Origin of the sequence: Methylomonas sp. 11b (genome assembly GCF_000515215.1) — a bacterium.
Lineage (GTDB): Bacteria > Pseudomonadota > Gammaproteobacteria > Methylococcales > Methylomonadaceae > Methylomonas.
The window spans coordinates 1,682,971-1,699,403 of sequence record NZ_KI911557.1 but is presented as its reverse complement, the minus strand read 5'-3'; the positions used below and the strand labels follow the sequence as shown (position 1 = coordinate 1,699,403).

Genomic DNA, 16,433 nt, shown 5'->3' with positions numbered 1-16,433 from the left:
GTTCTTGCAACATTAGTGTCCCTCATATAACAGATTACCTTGGGAATGCCCATAGTCAATTACTAACCTGATCGTCAAATTCACTATAGCCGTCATTCAAATCAGCGATTTGAGTTCGGACTTAATACTGCAACAGCGGCAACAAACTCACCATGCCCCAGGCAATACCGCCGGCGGCGGGAATCGTCAAAATCCAGGCCCAAACAATCCGTTCGATCACGGAAAGTTTCAGGGTATAGGGATTTTTGGCAAAACCTACACCCATGATCGCAGTGGAGATGCTATGCGTCGTGGAAACCGGCATGCCGAAATGGGCGGCGGCCAACAGAATGGTTGCCGAGCTGGTTTCTGCCGCGAAGCCGTTTATCGGGTGTAGCTTGACCATTTTGTGGCCAAGGGTCTTGATAATTCGCCAGCCGCCCACCGAGGTGCCGAGCGCCATGATCAAGGCACAACTGAAAACGATCCAGGTGTCTATATCTTTTTCTCCGCCGTCCGGGCGCAGGAATTCCGCCCAACCCGGTAACTGATCCAGCGTACCGGCGTTGTTTGCCGTAAATATGGCTAGCGCGATGATGCCCATGGTTTTTTGCGCATCGTTGCTGCCGTGGGCAAATCCCATATAACCGGCCGATACCAATTGCGCCTTACCGAACAAAGCGTTGATCCATTTCGGCCGCGAAATTTGCCCCAACAGGCCGCCGGCCGCATTCATGCCGCTGATGATCGCCATCAACAAACCCATGATCAAAATGCCCAAGGTAAACCCGGCAATCGGGGAACTGATCATCGGAATCACCACTTTCCAGAGCAGGCCTTTGTTTTCGGTCCACACTAAAGCGGTTTTCGACCATATCAACACATCGGGATTATTGTGTCCCGCTGCCAGAGCCGCGCCGCATAAGCCGCCGATCAAGGCGTGACTGGAAGAAGAGGGCAGGCCCAAGGCCCAGGTGATCAGGTTCCAGATAATTGCCCCGGTCAGCGCGCAGATCAGTACTTCTGAGGTAATCGTCACCATGCCGGTATCGACCAGCCCTGAGGAAATGGTTTTGGCCACGGCGGTACCGGACAAGGCGCCGACCAAATTGGTTACCGCAGCCAGTATCACCGCCTGAGTCGGCGTTAGTACTTTGGTGGCAACTACCGTAGCAATAGAGTTGGCGGTGTCGTGGAAACCGTTGACGAACTCGAATATCAGTGCCGCCAGAATGACCAGCAAAAGCAATGTCAGCATGACGGAGCCACTAAGAATTTTTTAATACGATGTGGTAAACCACATTGCCGGCGTCGCGACAGCGGTCAATGGCTTTTTCCAGGATTTCGAACAAATTGGTTTTCACCAGATAACGGATAGGATCGGTTTCGTTGGCATAGACGTCGCGATACAACTCAAGGATTTGATCGTCGGCTTCCGCTTCAATAGTTTGCAGTTGATCGTTAAGTCTTTTGACTTCGTCCAAATCCATACCTTTACGCAACTGGGCAACCATTTGTTCCAAAACTTGGCAGGCTTGTTCCAGCATGGCAGCGCGGCTGTTGAAATCGACATCGCCGATGCGCTCCGATGCCAGGGTATAACGCTCGGCAAATTTTTCGACGATTTTAGGAATCTTATACAGCGCGCCGTTTAGGGCTTCAATATCTTCGCGGTCCAATACAGTCACGAAGGTATTGACTAACTCCTCGCTGATTTGGCCGAATAAATTCTTTTCCCGGCGCCGCGCCTGTTTAAATTTTTCTAATGACTGCTGGGTGGTGGGCGTGCTTAGCAGTTCTATCAAGGCCTTGGCCGAAGCGTGTGCCGATTCCGCACTAGCTTCAAGCAAGCCATAAAATTTATCGCCTTTGCCAAAGATGGTTTGTAGAGAGAACATGGTGTTCCTTAATTGTGACGGTTTTGTTACATATTGTATAACAGCGTGGCGGCATGTGTAGAAGCCGTCAGCAATTTGCTAACCGCATGCGTAGCTGATGTTATCTGGCGCCACACTGCCGGGTGCGGGTTAATCGTGTTTTTGCAAAATGTCCTTAACCGCGCGAATTGCCGATCGGCTCGCGCCGTTGGAGTGGGTATCTTCGGTAAAATCTCCGGCAAAATAGACGCGGCCTTGCGGTTTTCTCAACGACTCGGAAAGGCTATCGAAGCGCGACCGGCCGACGGGCCATGACGCTATTGCGCGCGGATGGTAACGGTAAAAGCTCATCCGTTTGACCGATTGCCGGAAACCCGGCCACTGTTTGTCAAACGCCGCCAGCAAAGCTTCCCGAATCTGGTCCGGATCGCTCATCCGCGAGTTAAACCGCTCCGCGTCCGCACCGCTGACCAATAAATTCAACAGCGCGTCTCCGCCGGATTTTGATCCACCCTCATAAATCACCCCTAAAGGACTGTCGGTCATAATCGGCAATATGCTGTCGCAGTCGCGGGTCCAGAAGCTGCTGGCGGCCTTATCCACCGTGACGTGCGCGGTAAAGTAGGCGCCGGCCGATTGAGTTTGTATCGCCTGTTTTCGCTCGGCGCTCAACGGCGGAGCGAACTGAATGTCGTTGAGCCGGAATAATGGAATCGCAGTGATCAAGTACTTGGCGCGGAATATCTTTTGCCGCAAGCTACCTTGGTCGGACGTAAGCACTTCCACATTATTGTCGGTGGCTGTGATGTGGGTGACCTGCTGGTTCAGCAGGATGCGGTCCCGGCCGATAAAATTGGCCAGCGCTTGCGCGGCTCGTTGATTGCCGCCGACTACATGGCGGGGTGCCAGACCATTGCCGGAAAAATAATGCCATTCGGCAATGCCGTCCAGCGCGCTGATTTTTCGCCAGGAGGTAGCGTATTCCGGTTCGGTTTCAATGCGCACCAACTCTTGGGCTTTGGGCGACAGGCCACTGGTGTTTTCGATCCAGTCGGCGAAGGAAATTTCTTGCAGCGCCAGCATATCCTCGGACAAGGGCCGCAAAGCCAATTGCCGATAAAGCTCGGCCATTTTTGCGTCCCAGCGTTCATAGGCTTGCAATTCGTCGGTATCCAGCACCGATGCCAGAAACTCCAGATTGGTATTTTGCGTAAACGGATACAGCTTGCCCTGGTAATAAAAACTGGAAAAACTGCTGTAAGCCGTTTCCATTGGCACATGCAAATCCCGGAAAATCTCGATAGCCGGGTTATTTTCCCAAAATTCTTCCAGACCCACTTCGGCATGTGTGCCGTCCGGATAAGCAGCGGTACGGATGCGGCCGCCGATATGCGGACTCATTTCCAGAATCGCGGTTGATTTACCGGCTTTTTTTAAATGATACGCGGCACTTAAACCCGATAGGCCGGCGCCGACGATCAACACATCGGCAGTGAGCGGTTCGGCGGGTAAGGCGACGGAGGGCAGGCTCAGCGACAGGGCCAAAGCAATGAAACAGATGGAACGGTTGAGTTGCTTGAGGGATAGGGTAGTCATCTGCGTCGCCTCGGCGTGTTTATGGGTTGCAAGCCGCTTAGCCATTGGAATCGGCAGCGAATTTTCGCTACGGTACGAGCTAAATATTGCAGGCAAGTGACTCGAACCTAACTGACCGTCTGCTGCCTGCCGCGTCACATAATAGTCACAAACTTGTCGTATTCTCTGATTTTCTCCCATCGTAATCTGCCTGACTGATGAATTATTCCGCAACCGCACAAGGCAAAAGCTTTCATTTTCGCGATTTGCGTATCTTGTTGGCTAAGGCTACGCCGCGCCGGGCAGCGGATGAATTGGCCGGTTTGGCGGCGGATTCCGAAGTCGAGCGTGCGGTCGCGCAGCAGGTTTTGGCCGAGGTACCCTTGCGGCGATTTATCGAAGAGCCATTGCTGGCCCCGGAGCGAGACGAAGTTTCCCGCTTGATTCTGGAGCGCCATGATCCGCAGGGGTTTGCGCCGATTGCGAATTTAAGCGTGGGTGAATTTCGCGATTGGCTGTTAACCGAGGATAACGATTTGGCGGCAATCTCTGCCGGGCTGACGCCGGAAATGGTGGCCGCGGTCAGCAAAATCATGCGCAACCAGGATTTGATTGCCGTAGCGCGCCGTTGCCGGATCGTTACCCGCTTTCGCAGTACCATTGGCTTGCCGGGCCGCTTGTCCACTCGTTTGCAACCTAACCATCCGACCGACGATCCGCGCGGTATCGCCGCCAGTATTCTGGATGGTTTGCTGTACGGCAGCGGCGATGCGGTGATCGGCATCAATCCCGCCACCGACAATCTACACAATGTCCACACCTTGTTGAGTTTGTTGGACGAGATCATTGCGCAATACCAAATTCCCACCCAGTCTTGCGTACTGGCCCACGTCACCACCAGCATGGAACTGATGCAGCGCGGTGCGCCGGTGGATTTGGTGTTTCAATCCATCGCCGGCACCGAAGCGGCTAATCGCAGTTTCGGTATCGACCTGGCAATGCTGCGCGAAGCGAAAGCCATGGCTGAAGCTTTGGGGCGCGGGAATGCCGGCCACCAGTTGATGTATTTCGAAACCGGGCAGGGCAGTGCCTTATCCGCCAACGCCCATCACGGCATCGATGCGCAAACCTGTGAGGCACGGGCTTATGCGGTAGCCAGGGAGTTTGATCCGTTGCTGGTGAACACCGTGGTCGGCTTCATCGGCCCGGAGTATTTATACGATGGTAAGCAAATCATCCGCGCCGGTTTGGAAGACCACTTTTGCGGCAAGCTGCTGGGTCTTCCGATGGGCTGCGATATTTGTTACACCAACCATGCCGAGGCCGATCAGAACGATATGGACACCCTGCTGACGCTGCTGGGTGTGGCCGGCTGCAACTTCGTTATGGGCATACCCGGTGCCGACGACGTGATGCTGGCGTACCAAAGTACCTCGTTTCACGATGCCTTGTATCTGCGGCAAGTATTGGGCTTGCGGCCGGCGCCGGAGTTCGAGGCCTGGTTGCAGCGAATGGGCATATTCGATGGTCAAAACCGCTTGGCCGCTGCGCGTAACGCTACGCCATTGCTGAGCAACTTTCATGGCTTGCCGAGGGCTTAACGATGAACGATCCGTGGATTACCTTACGGCAATTTACTCAAGCTAGAATTGCGCAAGGTAGGGTAGGATGCAGTTTGCCGACCAAGGCACTACTGGATTTTCAACTCGCGCATGCCAGCGCTCGCGATGCGGTACAACAAGTCTGGGATGTGACGGCTTTTGCCGGGGAAGTGGAAAAGCTGGGGGTGGAATCGCTGATTCTGACGACACCGGTAAGCAGTCGGCCCCAGTATTTGCAGCGTCCCGATCTTGGTCGTTGTTTGACAAAATCCGGCCATGAAATACTTGAAGCGCGGGCAACCCAGGCTATCGACGTGGCTTTGATTGTCAGCAACGGCTTATCCTCGACTGCTGTGGACGAGCATGGCTTGGCCTTGCTTCAAGCCGTGGTGACGGCATATGTCGAACGCGGATTGCGGCTAGGGCCGATCTGTCTGGTGTCTAATGGCCGGGTGGCCTTGGCGGATGAAATTGGGGCGTTGCTGAACGCACGGCTGGCGGTGATTATCGTTGGCGAGCGGCCAGGACTCAGCGCCGCCGATAGTTTGGGGATGTATTTAACCTACGCACCCAAGCCAGGCAATACCGATGCCGAACGCAACTGCATCTCCAACATTCGTCCGCCGGCGGGTCTATCTTATAACGCGGCCGCAGCCAAGCTGGCTTACTTGAGCGAACAGGCCTTGCAACGCGGCTTGTCAGGCGTGGTTCTTAAAGATGATATGCCGGAACAATCGCTTACCGAAACTGGTGACGCAATTTTGTTGAAGGAATGAGTGGGTAAAGCATCAGTCATGATGCATCAGTTCGATAAGGGCGAACCCATATAGGCCTTGTCGGAAATCCCGCCCCATGACCTGCTTTTTAAACGGTTTGTATGGCGGACATCTTGGCCATCAATCATGAAAATGCAGTACTCGGCCAGGTTTTTACAATGGTCCCGGCATGATTCAAGAGCGTTCAGTATTTGTAGGACGGTTAATCCCGGTCCGACTTGACGTGGATCCTGATTGATAAAACCTAGTTGGTGCCGGACAGCTTCCCATGTGGCATTCTCGCCGTCGATATTGCTTTTCAGTAGCCTGTGAGCGTTGTTGGCGTCCAGGTTGTTCAGCACATACACCAGATGCTCCAGTGCTATGCGGATGTCATCGCTTATTTTTACAATATCTCTGACCAGTTGCGCATTGGGTACGCCGCTACGGGGTTCATACAGAGCCAGAATCAATTTGCCGATTTTTCGCGTTTCATTCGTTAAATAGAGCAGGGTTCCGGAAATTTTAGAGATAGACAAGACCACTCTCAAGTCCCGAGCCACCGGGTTTTCCTGGGCAAGTAAGTGCATAATGGCTTGATGGATTTGATTCTCGCGTGCGCGAATTTCTTTGTTGAGGGCGATGACCTCAAGCGCTGATTCCAAATTTGCCTCATCCATGGCTTCCATGACCAACTCCCATTGCACCAAAATCAAGCTGAGCATATCCACGCTTGAGTGATGTAGCCGGTCAAACTCGACATCGACGTGTTTCAGGATATGGGGCATGGCTAAGACATTACTTTCAGGTGTCATCGTAGGTACCTTATTCGCCGGGCGCGTTTCCGAATATTTCCCTCTCAAGCCTTACCAGCTGAGTCGCCGGCGTATTGCTTAAACTACAGAGTGATCTTTTTCAGGGGCGCTAAACCAGGTCATCTTACTGTAACTTTAGAAATATATCTTTAGATAAGCTATGCAAGGACTTTCCGACGCGTTTTGCCATATTCGCCTACATTGCATTAATTCAGTTCATTACGATGTTTTTGCCAGACAAGATGCTAGAAGCAAACGCTAAAGTTGCCAGCCCCCAGTTACAGGCAATCAAAGAGCTGTCCGATGCCGAAACACCATCGGTTCGGCGCTTATTGCATTATGTTGCGCCCGTTGTTACCCAAGAACGCTGTATCGATGTGCTGGACCGTTTTGTTCAGGATAAAGAATTACTGGCCGTTGCGGTTGTCGATCATCAGCGGACCCCGGTTGGCATCGTGGATCGCGGGCTGATCAGTGAAATTTTCCTCAGACCATTTTCCCGCGATTTGTTGCACAACAAACGTGTCGTCGAGATTATGGATGCCAAGCCGATTATCGTGGATATTAACGCGGGCATCGACGATGTCGCGCAGATCATTATCGACGCCGGCATGCGGCATATGGTCAACGGCTTCATCATACTGGAGAACGACGTCTATGTCGGCATGGCAACCGGTCACGCGCTACTGGAAGATATTACGCATCGCCGCCAGCGTGATCTCTACGTACTGGCACATTATGACCAACTGACCGGTTTGCCGAATCGCTTGTTATTTAATGATCGTTTGGAGCAGGGCTGCCGCAATGCGCAGCGTAACCACAAAATGTTGGGCCTGGTTTTTTTTGATCTTGATCGATTTAAATATATCAACGATACGATGGGGCACAGCTTTGGCGATAGGCTATTGCTGGAAGTTGCCGCGCGATTATCGGCAAGCATCCGCCGCAGCGATACCGTCGCCAGATTGGGAGGCGACGAATTTGTGCTTATTTTGCAGAATCTCGAAAGCGAAGCTGATGCCATTGTCGTGTTGACCGGGATTGTCGACAAGCTTCGGGAGCCGATGCCCATTTTCGAGCGCGAAATACAAATCACCGCCAGTTTAGGCATGGCTTTTTTTCCGGACCACGATCAAACCATTGATGGCTTGATTCGTAAAGCCGATGCGGCGATGTACGAAGTGAAAGAGCGCGGGCGTAACGCATTCCTGATTTACAACGCCAAAATGGATCATGGCAAAGTCGAACGCATGAGTTTGGAGACTCAACTGCGCATGGCGCTAAACAATGGCGAATTGTCCTTGTCTTATCAACCGCAGATCAAACTGCCCTCGCTGGCGGTGGTGGGTGTGGAAGCCTTGCTACGCTGGCATCATCCGCAATTAGGCGCGGTCCCGCCGAGCACTTTTATTCCGATTGCCGAAGAAACCGGCTTGATTATTTCCATTGGCGAATGGGTGCTCAGGGAAGCTTGCCGTCAGCATTCCAGTTGGATGGAAGAGGGTTTGCCGGCGCTGCGCATGGCTGTGAATATTTCCGGTGTGCAATTCATGCAGCGGGATTTTTGCACACTGGTAAAGCGCTTGGTTGAAGAGGGCTGCATAGACCCGCAGTATCTGGAATTAGAGTTAACCGAAAGCGTGGTGATGACGCAGGCAGAGCACGCAGTGCAAACTTTAATGGATTTGCGGGCCTTGGGCGTCAAACTGGCGATTGACGATTTCGGTACGGGGTATTCAAGCCTAAGCTATTTACGCAAATTTCCTTTGGATCGAATCAAAATAGATCAGTCCTTTATTCGACATATCAAAAATACACCGGCCAACGAAGCAATTGTGCGCGCCATTATTGCCTTGGGGGAAAGCCTGGGTCTGGAAACTGTCGCGGAGGGCGTGGAAAATAGCGATGAACTGGAATGTGTTACCAGTCATCACTGTCATGAGGTGCAAGGCTATCATTTTGCCAAGCCTTTGCCGGGGAATGATTTTAGTGTGTGGCACCGGCAATTTATTAGTTCTAACCGGTGTTCAGCCGGGAGTAATCTTTAAGTATCGCACGCGTGCGGAAAATCAGGTTGATGGTTTTGCGTTAAGACCATAGTTTTTGCAGCCGACGTTTGTAGCGAGTGTGGGCTTTTTCAAATAGCCGATTAAGCCGGTCTTTTAGTATTGGAGGGGTGCAGAATCCATTTTGGTTGCAACGATTGCAATTTTGCTCAATTAATCGCCGGATGCTTTCTTGCAAACACCAGGCTTGTTCTACTAATTTTTTTACTGATACTTTCACGTAATATTCTTCTTTGATCAGGAGCTTGGTATGTCGGCGGAAAAAACAAAAGATGATAGAAAAAAAGTTTCTTTGAATAAAGAAACGTGTAAAACATTGAATGCGTTTTCCAGATTAAACGCAGTAAAGCTGCGCTTGGTTATTGATTCCATGGTTGATATTGTCTTAAGTGATGAATATCTCAGCAGTCGGGTAATAGCACTTGCCTCGGAAAAAGAGAATATGGAAAAAGAATAGCAGAGTCAGAAAATTTAGCCCGAAGTATCGGTAAGCGTTGCGCAAATATACCTGATTCTGCCCCTAAACGTCCGCTAAATACTTGAGAAAATTTACCCGTCATCATCGCGTCATAATCTACCCAAATAATCGGTGGATATTTTTGTTGAATCAATAGCGAGAAAAGTCGTAGATGTTTAGTCGCAGCCGACGACGGTGTTGATATGTGTTGTATTTATTAGCCGGCAATTTGGCCGGTAAAGTCATTTTAAGCGGAACATATGCAAGCTATAGAGATAAGAGCGGAATGGAATAGCGATAAAGCTGCTTGGATAGCCACCAGCAGTCTATTCGACCAGTTTGAAATCGAAGCGGCTACCATCGACGAATTGATCGACTGCCTCAGAGTTCGTATCACGAAGGTTATAGGGCTAGAGCAGATTAGCCGGGCTCCGGCGAGTCAACGAACCTTTATCCTTACCAAAATCTGGCCGGTCAGTAGTCAGGTTTCTCTTATTTAGGATAAGGCTTTAGGTTCAATCCCGGCGGATCAACAAATCAAGAATGATAGATCGGCCATGCAACTCTCGCTGCTAACTCTCAACCTGCACACCTATCAACAGCATCCCCGACATTGCTGTTTCGACACCATGCATCAGCATGAGCGAGAAGTGCATATCATCGCTGAAGCGATAGCTCACTTGGGAATGGATGTCGTATGTTTTCAGGAGGTGGGCGAGTATTTGCACGATCCCATCACTCAGCCCTATGGCGAATCGCCTTCCAATATGGCTTTCCGGATTTGTCAGAAATTACGTGGGTGGGGGCATTGGTACAATATTCATCAAGACTGGAGTCATATCGGTTTTCATCGCTGGCGGGAGGGCACCGCCATCATGAGCCGATACCCGATGCGACATAACTATTCGGCCTATGTCTCGGATGATTGGCGTAAAGACAATTACATGTCGCGCAATGTCACCGTTTCTTGCATCGATGTGCCTTGGTTCGGCTTGTTGCATGTCGCCAACGCCCATTTGAGTTGGGCGCATCACGGGTTTTTCCAGGAATATTCCCGACTCAAACAACTAGTCGATTCTCGCCGCTATTTCGGTGTTAGAGCCGATTTAATGGTGGGTGATTTCAATGTGCCGGCGGGAGAGCATGCCTATAACCACATTGTGGGTACTGGCGAATATATCGATCAATTTTATGAATTACACCCTCAGCGATTTTACCAGCCTAGCTATCACGGCCGGATAGACGGCTGGAAACATAGCCCTCCCAAGCGAATCGACTATATCTTTAAAAGAAATGGGCATCCGCTACGAATCAAATCCATGGATATTATTTTTAATGATGAATTTTATCCTGTCGTTTCCGACCATTTTGGTTATTTTGCCAAATTCGATTTATTTTAAGTGTTGGGTTGCATAAAATTCTTCGGTTAGCCGTGGGGTGTGATTTATTTAATATAGATGAAATATTTTTCATGTTAAATAAAATCACGCTGGCAAAGCCATCTCAAAGCGCGGTTGTTCTATCGAGATGGCGTCTAATAGAGCTGGTGTTTACCAAGTTTTTGACGCAGGCACTGAGTAATTCATATGAAAATACGGTTTTTGGCTATTTTAATGATTATGGTCTTGCCGGCTTGCGGAACCTTAACGGCAAAAGACCCGATTTGGCCGGATGATTTGCCCAGGTATGCTTATTTTTTTAATGAATACCAGCGGGACGTAGTAAATACTAATAGTCAAACACTGGATCAATACTTAACCTGGGTGAAACGCTTTTATCAGGGGTGGGAGCTTTACCCCAGTGGCTGGAATAATATTAAGCAAGATTTATTGCTGAGAATTAAAGACCCGGTTTTGGCGGGAGAAGTGAAAGAAAAAATGGATGATTTGGGATTATCTATTTCTCGCGAATGGGCAAAAAATAACGATACCCGCGTTATAAATACCCGGCATGTATCAATCTGGGGTAATGCCTTGCTTAAGTCTTTACAGCAAGGTGAAACCTTGGAAATTATCGAGCGGATTACTGCGGATGTACACGATTTAATTGCTAAGAAGATTTCTGCCGATGTGATCACTGAAAATCGTTTCTATGCAGAGGAAGACATTTTTAAAGATGTCAATTAACAGGCCTGATGCCGCGAGATGGTTTGCTTATGCTGGTATGGAAGGCGTCAATTCAAGGCGTACCCAACAGACTCTAAGGCATTAAACCCTGAACATTTAACACGTCTTGAAGCGACTCGAAACCGTCTACATGAAAGGCCGTGATGCCAAGGTTTTGCGCGCTTTGGACATTGGCGGAACAATCATCGAAAAAATAGACTTCGGAAGGCTCAACCTCACACCGGCTTAAGGCCAATGCAAAGATCTCGGGATCGGGCTTGATAGCGCCGAGCAAATGCGAAAACAAGGTGATGTCAAAATCGTCCTCAAACTCGTCGAAGCGTTGCCAATGCAGAGGATTCGAATTGCTTAGGCAGCCCACCCTGTAGTTTGTACGTAAATCGCTAATGGTTTTTCGCGCGCCTGGAAAAAACTGCCGGGGCCAGGATGCAAACTTTTTCAGAAATATCCGTGGCGTAATCCGTAGTCCCCATTCGGCGATGAATCTCTCCGCAAACTCCTCGGGTATGCTTTCGCCGCGCTCAAATTGCTGGACCGCTGGCGAATGTAACCAGCGCGTCTTAAGTGCTGAATTTTCAAGAGGCTTGGGTAGCAATAGATTCAAATGCTCGAACACGGAGCTTTCTATCAATACTCCGCCCAAGTCGTCGAATAACAATAGTGAAGGAAAACGCATCTAAATCTCCTAGTATCAAACTCAACTTGATTACGGCTAATTCGTCACCATGCCGCGCGTACATAGTAGGGGAAGAATGTGTCTTGATTATTTCAACGAAGGCCTTTGAAAAAATATTGGAAACGACGGGTGTTGATGAGTCTGTTTGCTAAGCGAACGCTTGGTCTGATTTATTCGAGTTCGGTACTGTATTTTGGTCCCTATAAGCTTGCGGATCAGGATCTAATTCGGCGTGGAAAATATCGCATTTTCTGATCTGAAGTCAGGTAGTGAGGCCGGTTGCTGTTGTTAAAAAACTGTAACAATTGCCGGGTAAAATTGGCTCCTTGATTAAGCATCACCGCTTCTTTTGGAAGACAAAACCTTAAGTTAAAGCTTTATTGATATTGGGACCCCTAAAAGTTTAGAGATCCCAAGAGATAAATCGCTGGTTGTGCGAACTTATTGGTATTGCGGCCTAAAAAAGAAGCGCTTTTAAGCGTAATTAACACAAACTTGATATGACCACCGAAACCCCAACCGTCCCCACTTTAACGATAGGCGATAAAACTCACCCTATCGACAGCCTTAGCGAGATCGCTAAAGCGCAAATCACCAATTTGCAAATCGTGGATGCCGAAATTCAACGGCTTCAGCATCAAATCGGCATTGCCCAAGTCGCCCGTGAGAGCTTTCTGGCCACGTTACAAGCCGAATTTGCCAAAATGGGTTAACCCAAGCTTTTGGCGTTACCTGCTGTCACGATACTTACATACGCTCTTTATAAACTTGGCTGGGGTAGCGCGAGTCATGTTGCTCCGATGCCACCCGATAAGCCGTCGCAGTCACCTGGCTAAGGTGGCGATGGTCAATAACAAACAAGTTTCTGGAGTAAGTGATGAAGACTATTAAAGCACTCGGCTGCTGTGTGCTGATTTTCGGTACTACGAATTGTGTTATGGCGGATGCGGATAATCGCCATGAGCGCCGGGAAGCGCCGCATGCCGATAAATTTTCCATCGCCTTGATCGGCGATTTGCCGTATTCCCCGGCCCAAGAACCCGAGTTTGTTAATTTGATGGCCGATCTGGATCAAGCCAAGATCGCCTTCACGGTACACGACGGCGATTTTAAAGGCGGTAGCGTACCTTGTAAGGACGAGCTGTACCAATTGCGCTTGAAGCAATTTAACGATTCGAAACACCCATTTTTCTACGTGTTCGGTGATAACGAATGGACGGATTGCCATAGAGCCGCCGCCGGCGCTTACAACCCATTCGAGCGCTTAAGCTATTTGCGCAGCCTGTTTTCCCCCAACGACCAGCGCAGCATGGGGCAAAAACAATTGCCGCTGGAGCGCCAAAGCGCCGAATTTCCGGAAAATATCCGCTGGAATTATGGCGGCGTTTTGTTTGTGGGTTTGCATGTGCCAGGCAGCAATAACGGTCTGACGACACGCGCCGACTTCAAAGCAGACGCGGAGAAAGAATATGCAGTACGTAATGCCGTCAATCTGCAATGGTTGCAAGACTCTTTCGCCTTGGCCGCCGAACAGCATGCCGCTGGCGTGATGTTGTTTGTCCAGGCCAATATGTGGGACTTTATTCCCGCCGCCAATCTGACCGGCTATGAAGATTTCATCGTGGCCTTGGCAGCCGAAACCAAAGCTTTCGGTAAGCCGGTGGTGCTGGTCAATGGCGACAGTCACTATTTCCGCATCGACAAACCGTTGCCGTCGAAATTGCCGTCTGAAGTTAAAGACAGTGAATTCCCGTTCATCATGCCCTGGGAATCCAGCGCGCCAAGACTGCAAAACTTTACCCGTGTCGAAACCTTCGGCAACCCTAATTCGCATTGGGTGAAAGCTAATATCGATAGACACGATCCCAATGTGTTTTCTTTTGAAGAGCACATTGTTAAGAAAAACATCGCTCCTTAAATGTTAGCTTGGGTCAAAAAGTGCTTGGTATATATGCATCGGCACTTTCTGCGCTGCTATCGACAAGGTGGGCGGTAAGTTCCTAAAATCCGGTTGTTAATCGGTCGAGGAACTTGGCCGTCCAGTAGGTACTTTCTCGACGTTCTCTATGGCTTTTTTGAGTTCGTCGGGATTGGCCTGCGTCAATAAATACAAGCCAGCCCGGAGAATTTCACTTTTCTTCACATGAATTCCAGCCGCTAGGCAGGTTTTTTTCAGTTCCGAAATTTTCCGATAATCGTGTTCCGGGAAGGAAAAACTATCCCGAATGACTTTGGTTTTTTGAGGTTTGCTTTTTTTAGTCAAAGGCTTTTCTTCGCTACCGATGGTTTCGGCGATCAGTTCGGGTTCGGGATTTATTGTTGATCCTTCAATAATGGCTGCGGTCGGCGTAGATTGACCGGCTTCATTTTTCGACTTCGATTTCTTGGTGTTCATCACGGTTTCCTATCGGGTGAGGGCGATTAACAGTATAAACAGTATATACTGTTTTTACAGAAATCTATTCAACTGAAAGATAAGCACAATTGCGTCCTCATACTATTTTGGGTCTTTATCGAAGCACACGCGTAATTTTGAGGGGTTGCGCCATTCATCAAATTGTCACCAAGCGGTTTTAGACTCCGGAGTTGCCAACTCTGTCACGTTTTTTGTCTTAAATCCTTGGAGACCCTCATGAAATTTAAAGTAGTTCGATTAACCGCCGTCGCGACGCTGGTCGCTTTGGGCGGTAAAGCTCAAGCGGCATTGCCCAACGGCGTGGCCGCCGGCGATGTCAGCCAAAGCTCTGCGGTACTGTGGGGCCGGTCCGATACCATCGGCGATTTAAATTTTCAGTACGCGACCGATAGTGCTTTCACCCAGGTCATCGGTTCCAGTTTTAGAACGGTGAGCGACCCGTTGGCGCCTGTCAAATGGGATGTCTCGGGATTATCCGCCGATACCACGTATTATTATCGCGCGACCGATAGCGTTGGCAGCCAAGCAACGGGCCAATTTAAAACCGCCGCCGCGCTGGGTAATACCACCGGCTTACGCTTTGGCGTATCCGGCGATTGGCGCGGCGAATTGCTGCCTTATCCGGCCGTGAAAAACGCCAGCCAGCGCAATCTGGATTTCTTCGTGGCAATGGGCGATACCATTTATGGCGATTTGGTCTCCAACGCCAACGGCGGTCAGCAACAAGCCCAATCCCTGGCCGACTACCGCAACAAACATGCTGAAGTGTATAGCGCCAAGGGTGGCATGAACGGCCTGGCCGATCTGCGCCAATCCACCGCCGTGTTCGCGACGATAGACGACCACGAAGTGACTAACGACTTCGCCGGCGGCGCCGACGTCTCGACCGACGCGCGTTTCAATGCCGATCCGGCCGGCACCTTGATCAATGACAGTACCTTGTACAACAACGGTATCCAGGCTTTTCAGGAATACAATCCGCTTCGCAACGAGACTTACGGTGCCACCGGCGACGCTCGCACTGCCGGCGAAGTAAAGTTGTACCGCAACCAAACTTTCGGCAATGATGCGGCCTTGATGGTGTTGGATGCGCGCTCGTTCCGCGACAAAGAATTGGCTGATGCGAACCCGTTAAGTCAAGCTTCGGTTGGCGGCTTCTTGGCAAATGCGTTTGACCCGAGCCGGACTATGCTGGGCAAGCAGCAAGTCGCCGATTTGAAAGCCGACCTGTTGTCAGCCGAGCAAAATGACGTCACCTGGAAATTCATCGCCGTACCGGAACCGATGCAAAACTTGGGGGTGGTTGGCGCCGGCGACCGCTTTGAAGGGTATGCCGCCGAACGTACCGAGATATTGAAATTTATCGACGACAACAAAATCGATAACGTCGTGTTCCTGTCCGCCGACATCCACGGCACCTTGGTGAATAACCTGACCTACCAAGTCACGCCTTTTAGCGAGCAAAAAGCCACCAACGCCTTCGAAATCACCACCGGCTCTGTAGCCTACGATGCGCCATTTGGTCCAACGGTTGCGCAACTGGCGGCGGTGGTAGGTTTACTGACTCCGCAACAAAAAGCCTTCTACGACGCGTTGCCCAGCATCGCCGCCAAAGACAGTTTCATCAAGTCGGTGACCAATGGTGCCTTGACGCCGCTGGGTTACGACCCGCTGGGCTTGGACGCCAATCTGGCTAGTGCCGACGGCAAAATTCAAGCCGAATTGCTGCAAGGAGATTACGTCGCGACGCACACCTTCGGCTGGACCGAGTTTGAAATCGATCAGGTCACTCAGCAGTTGCTGGTCACCACCTACGGCATTCCAGCCTATAACGTGGGCGATATTGCCAACGATTTGAGCGGCATCGTTAGCCGCACGCCGCAAGTCGTCAGCCAATTCAGAATTACACCGACCTCCGTGCAGCCGGTACCGGTTCCAGGCGCGGCCGGGTTGTTTGGTAGTGCGTTGCTGGGCTTGGTGTTCGGCAAGCGCAAAAAAGCCTAGTTAGACGGTTGGCTGGGTATGTCTATTCGTTAAACGTTTGCGCAGTTCTTTCCCCTCTTTGAAAAAGAGGGGCCAGGGGAGATTTT

At 50.4% G+C, this 16,433-nt stretch carries 15 protein-coding genes; 9 read left to right on the top strand and 6 right to left on the bottom strand.

What is annotated here, in order from left to right; all coding sequences use genetic code 11:
• Positions 1-121 precede the first annotated feature (121 nt).
• The 3 genes from METH11B_RS0108015 to METH11B_RS0108005 all read right to left on the bottom strand — a co-directional run bounded on the left by METH11B_RS0108015 (position 122) and on the right by METH11B_RS0108005 (position 3,452).
• Positions 122-1,237 (bottom strand): inorganic phosphate transporter, encoded by a 1,116-nt coding sequence (locus tag METH11B_RS0108015; protein ID WP_020482730.1) that lies wholly within the window; start codon positions 1,235-1,237, stop codon positions 122-124.
• Positions 1,238-1,247: 10 nt separating this feature from the next.
• Entirely contained in the window at positions 1,248-1,877 is a 630-nt protein-coding gene (locus METH11B_RS0108010) for a DUF47 domain-containing protein (protein WP_026601582.1), read from the bottom strand.
• A gap of 129 nt (positions 1,878-2,006) precedes the next feature.
• Positions 2,007-3,452 carry a flavin monoamine oxidase family protein gene (locus tag METH11B_RS0108005; protein ID WP_231499596.1) on the bottom strand — a complete coding sequence of 482 codons (1,446 nt, stop codon included), beginning with the start codon at positions 3,450-3,452 and terminating at the stop codon, positions 2,007-2,009.
• A gap of 197 nt (positions 3,453-3,649) precedes the next feature.
• Between METH11B_RS0108005 and METH11B_RS0108000 the strand changes: the two genes are divergently transcribed.
• Both METH11B_RS0108000 and eutC read left to right on the top strand, forming a co-directional pair.
• On the top strand, positions 3,650-5,032 hold the full coding sequence (locus METH11B_RS0108000) for an ethanolamine ammonia-lyase subunit EutB (RefSeq protein ID WP_026601580.1): 1,383 nt from the start codon (positions 3,650-3,652) through the stop codon (positions 5,030-5,032).
• Positions 5,033-5,034: 2 nt separating this feature from the next.
• The gene (gene eutC / locus METH11B_RS0107995; protein ID WP_026601579.1) at positions 5,035-5,808 is read left to right on the top strand and encodes an ethanolamine ammonia-lyase subunit EutC; all 774 of its coding nucleotides are present in this window, start codon (positions 5,035-5,037) and stop codon (positions 5,806-5,808) included.
• Positions 5,809-5,834: 26 nt separating this feature from the next.
• On the opposite strand, the gene METH11B_RS0107990 is transcribed toward eutC, so the two are convergent.
• Positions 5,835-6,602 carry a phosphate signaling complex PhoU family protein gene (locus tag METH11B_RS0107990; RefSeq protein WP_026601578.1) on the bottom strand — a complete coding sequence of 256 codons (768 nt, stop codon included), beginning with the start codon at positions 6,600-6,602 and terminating at the stop codon, positions 5,835-5,837.
• Positions 6,603-6,844: 242 nt separating this feature from the next.
• On the opposite strand from METH11B_RS0107990, the gene METH11B_RS0107985 reads away from it, so the two are divergent.
• The 4 genes from METH11B_RS0107985 to METH11B_RS0107965 all read left to right on the top strand — a co-directional run bounded on the left by METH11B_RS0107985 (position 6,845) and on the right by METH11B_RS0107965 (position 11,251).
• Entirely contained in the window at positions 6,845-8,650 is a 1,806-nt protein-coding gene (locus METH11B_RS0107985) for a putative bifunctional diguanylate cyclase/phosphodiesterase (protein WP_026601577.1), read from the top strand.
• Between the two features lie 268 nt (positions 8,651-8,918).
• Positions 8,919-9,125: a hypothetical protein gene (locus METH11B_RS0107980; protein WP_020482723.1), complete on the top strand. Its 207-nt coding sequence runs from the start codon at positions 8,919-8,921 to the stop codon at positions 9,123-9,125.
• Between the two features lie 557 nt (positions 9,126-9,682).
• The gene (locus METH11B_RS0107970) at positions 9,683-10,525 is read left to right on the top strand and encodes an endonuclease/exonuclease/phosphatase family protein (RefSeq protein WP_026601576.1); all 843 of its coding nucleotides are present in this window, start codon (positions 9,683-9,685) and stop codon (positions 10,523-10,525) included.
• Positions 10,526-10,711: 186 nt separating this feature from the next.
• A complete protein-coding gene (locus METH11B_RS0107965; RefSeq protein WP_026601575.1) occupies positions 10,712-11,251 on the top strand; it encodes a hypothetical protein in 540 nt (179 codons plus the stop codon).
• Positions 11,252-11,324: 73 nt separating this feature from the next.
• Here the strand turns inward: METH11B_RS0107965 and METH11B_RS0107960 are convergent, their stop codons facing one another.
• A complete protein-coding gene (locus tag METH11B_RS0107960; protein ID WP_026601574.1) occupies positions 11,325-11,927 on the bottom strand; it encodes an HAD family hydrolase in 603 nt (200 codons plus the stop codon).
• Between the two features lie 500 nt (positions 11,928-12,427).
• Here METH11B_RS0107960 and METH11B_RS0107955 point away from each other — a divergent pair, with 500 nt between their 5' ends.
• Positions 12,428-12,640, top strand: a complete 213-nt coding sequence (locus tag METH11B_RS0107955; protein WP_026601573.1) for a DUF6447 family protein — start codon at positions 12,428-12,430, stop codon at positions 12,638-12,640.
• Between the two features lie 164 nt (positions 12,641-12,804).
• Positions 12,805-13,845, top strand: a complete 1,041-nt coding sequence (locus METH11B_RS0107950; RefSeq protein ID WP_026601572.1) for a hypothetical protein — start codon at positions 12,805-12,807, stop codon at positions 13,843-13,845.
• 96 nt (positions 13,846-13,941) lie between these two features.
• Here the strand turns inward: METH11B_RS0107950 and METH11B_RS0107945 are convergent, their stop codons facing one another.
• The gene (locus METH11B_RS0107945) at positions 13,942-14,322 is read right to left on the bottom strand and encodes a hypothetical protein (protein WP_026601571.1); all 381 of its coding nucleotides are present in this window, start codon (positions 14,320-14,322) and stop codon (positions 13,942-13,944) included.
• A gap of 237 nt (positions 14,323-14,559) precedes the next feature.
• Here METH11B_RS0107945 and METH11B_RS0107940 point away from each other — a divergent pair, with 237 nt between their 5' ends.
• The gene (locus METH11B_RS0107940; RefSeq protein WP_026601570.1) at positions 14,560-16,347 is read left to right on the top strand and encodes an alkaline phosphatase D family protein; all 1,788 of its coding nucleotides are present in this window, start codon (positions 14,560-14,562) and stop codon (positions 16,345-16,347) included.
• Positions 16,348-16,433 lie beyond the last annotated feature (86 nt).

What these genes read in the sequence shown, in the direction of transcription:
- METH11B_RS0108015 (WP_020482730.1), bottom strand. Translation starts at nt 1,237, where the DNA reads ATGCTGACATTGCTTTTGCTGGTCATTCTGGCGGCACTGATATTCGAG.
- METH11B_RS0108010 (WP_026601582.1), bottom strand. Translation starts at nt 1,877, where the DNA reads ATGTTCTCTCTACAAACCATCTTTGGCAAAGGCGATAAATTTTATGGC.
- METH11B_RS0108005 (WP_231499596.1), bottom strand. Translation starts at nt 3,452, where the DNA reads ATGACTACCCTATCCCTCAAGCAACTCAACCGTTCCATCTGTTTCATT.
- METH11B_RS0108000 (WP_026601580.1), top strand. Translation starts at nt 3,650, where the DNA reads ATGAATTATTCCGCAACCGCACAAGGCAAAAGCTTTCATTTTCGCGAT.
- eutC (WP_026601579.1), top strand. Translation starts at nt 5,035, where the DNA reads ATGAACGATCCGTGGATTACCTTACGGCAATTTACTCAAGCTAGAATT.
- METH11B_RS0107990 (WP_026601578.1), bottom strand. Translation starts at nt 6,602, where the DNA reads ATGACACCTGAAAGTAATGTCTTAGCCATGCCCCATATCCTGAAACAC.
- METH11B_RS0107985 (WP_026601577.1), top strand. Translation starts at nt 6,845, where the DNA reads ATGCTAGAAGCAAACGCTAAAGTTGCCAGCCCCCAGTTACAGGCAATC.
- METH11B_RS0107980 (WP_020482723.1), top strand. Translation starts at nt 8,919, where the DNA reads ATGTCGGCGGAAAAAACAAAAGATGATAGAAAAAAAGTTTCTTTGAAT.
- METH11B_RS0107970 (WP_026601576.1), top strand. Translation starts at nt 9,683, where the DNA reads ATGCAACTCTCGCTGCTAACTCTCAACCTGCACACCTATCAACAGCAT.
- METH11B_RS0107965 (WP_026601575.1), top strand. Translation starts at nt 10,712, where the DNA reads ATGAAAATACGGTTTTTGGCTATTTTAATGATTATGGTCTTGCCGGCT.
- METH11B_RS0107960 (WP_026601574.1), bottom strand. Translation starts at nt 11,927, where the DNA reads ATGCGTTTTCCTTCACTATTGTTATTCGACGACTTGGGCGGAGTATTG.
- METH11B_RS0107955 (WP_026601573.1), top strand. Translation starts at nt 12,428, where the DNA reads ATGACCACCGAAACCCCAACCGTCCCCACTTTAACGATAGGCGATAAA.
- METH11B_RS0107950 (WP_026601572.1), top strand. Translation starts at nt 12,805, where the DNA reads ATGAAGACTATTAAAGCACTCGGCTGCTGTGTGCTGATTTTCGGTACT.
- METH11B_RS0107945 (WP_026601571.1), bottom strand. Translation starts at nt 14,322, where the DNA reads ATGAACACCAAGAAATCGAAGTCGAAAAATGAAGCCGGTCAATCTACG.
- METH11B_RS0107940 (WP_026601570.1), top strand. Translation starts at nt 14,560, where the DNA reads ATGAAATTTAAAGTAGTTCGATTAACCGCCGTCGCGACGCTGGTCGCT.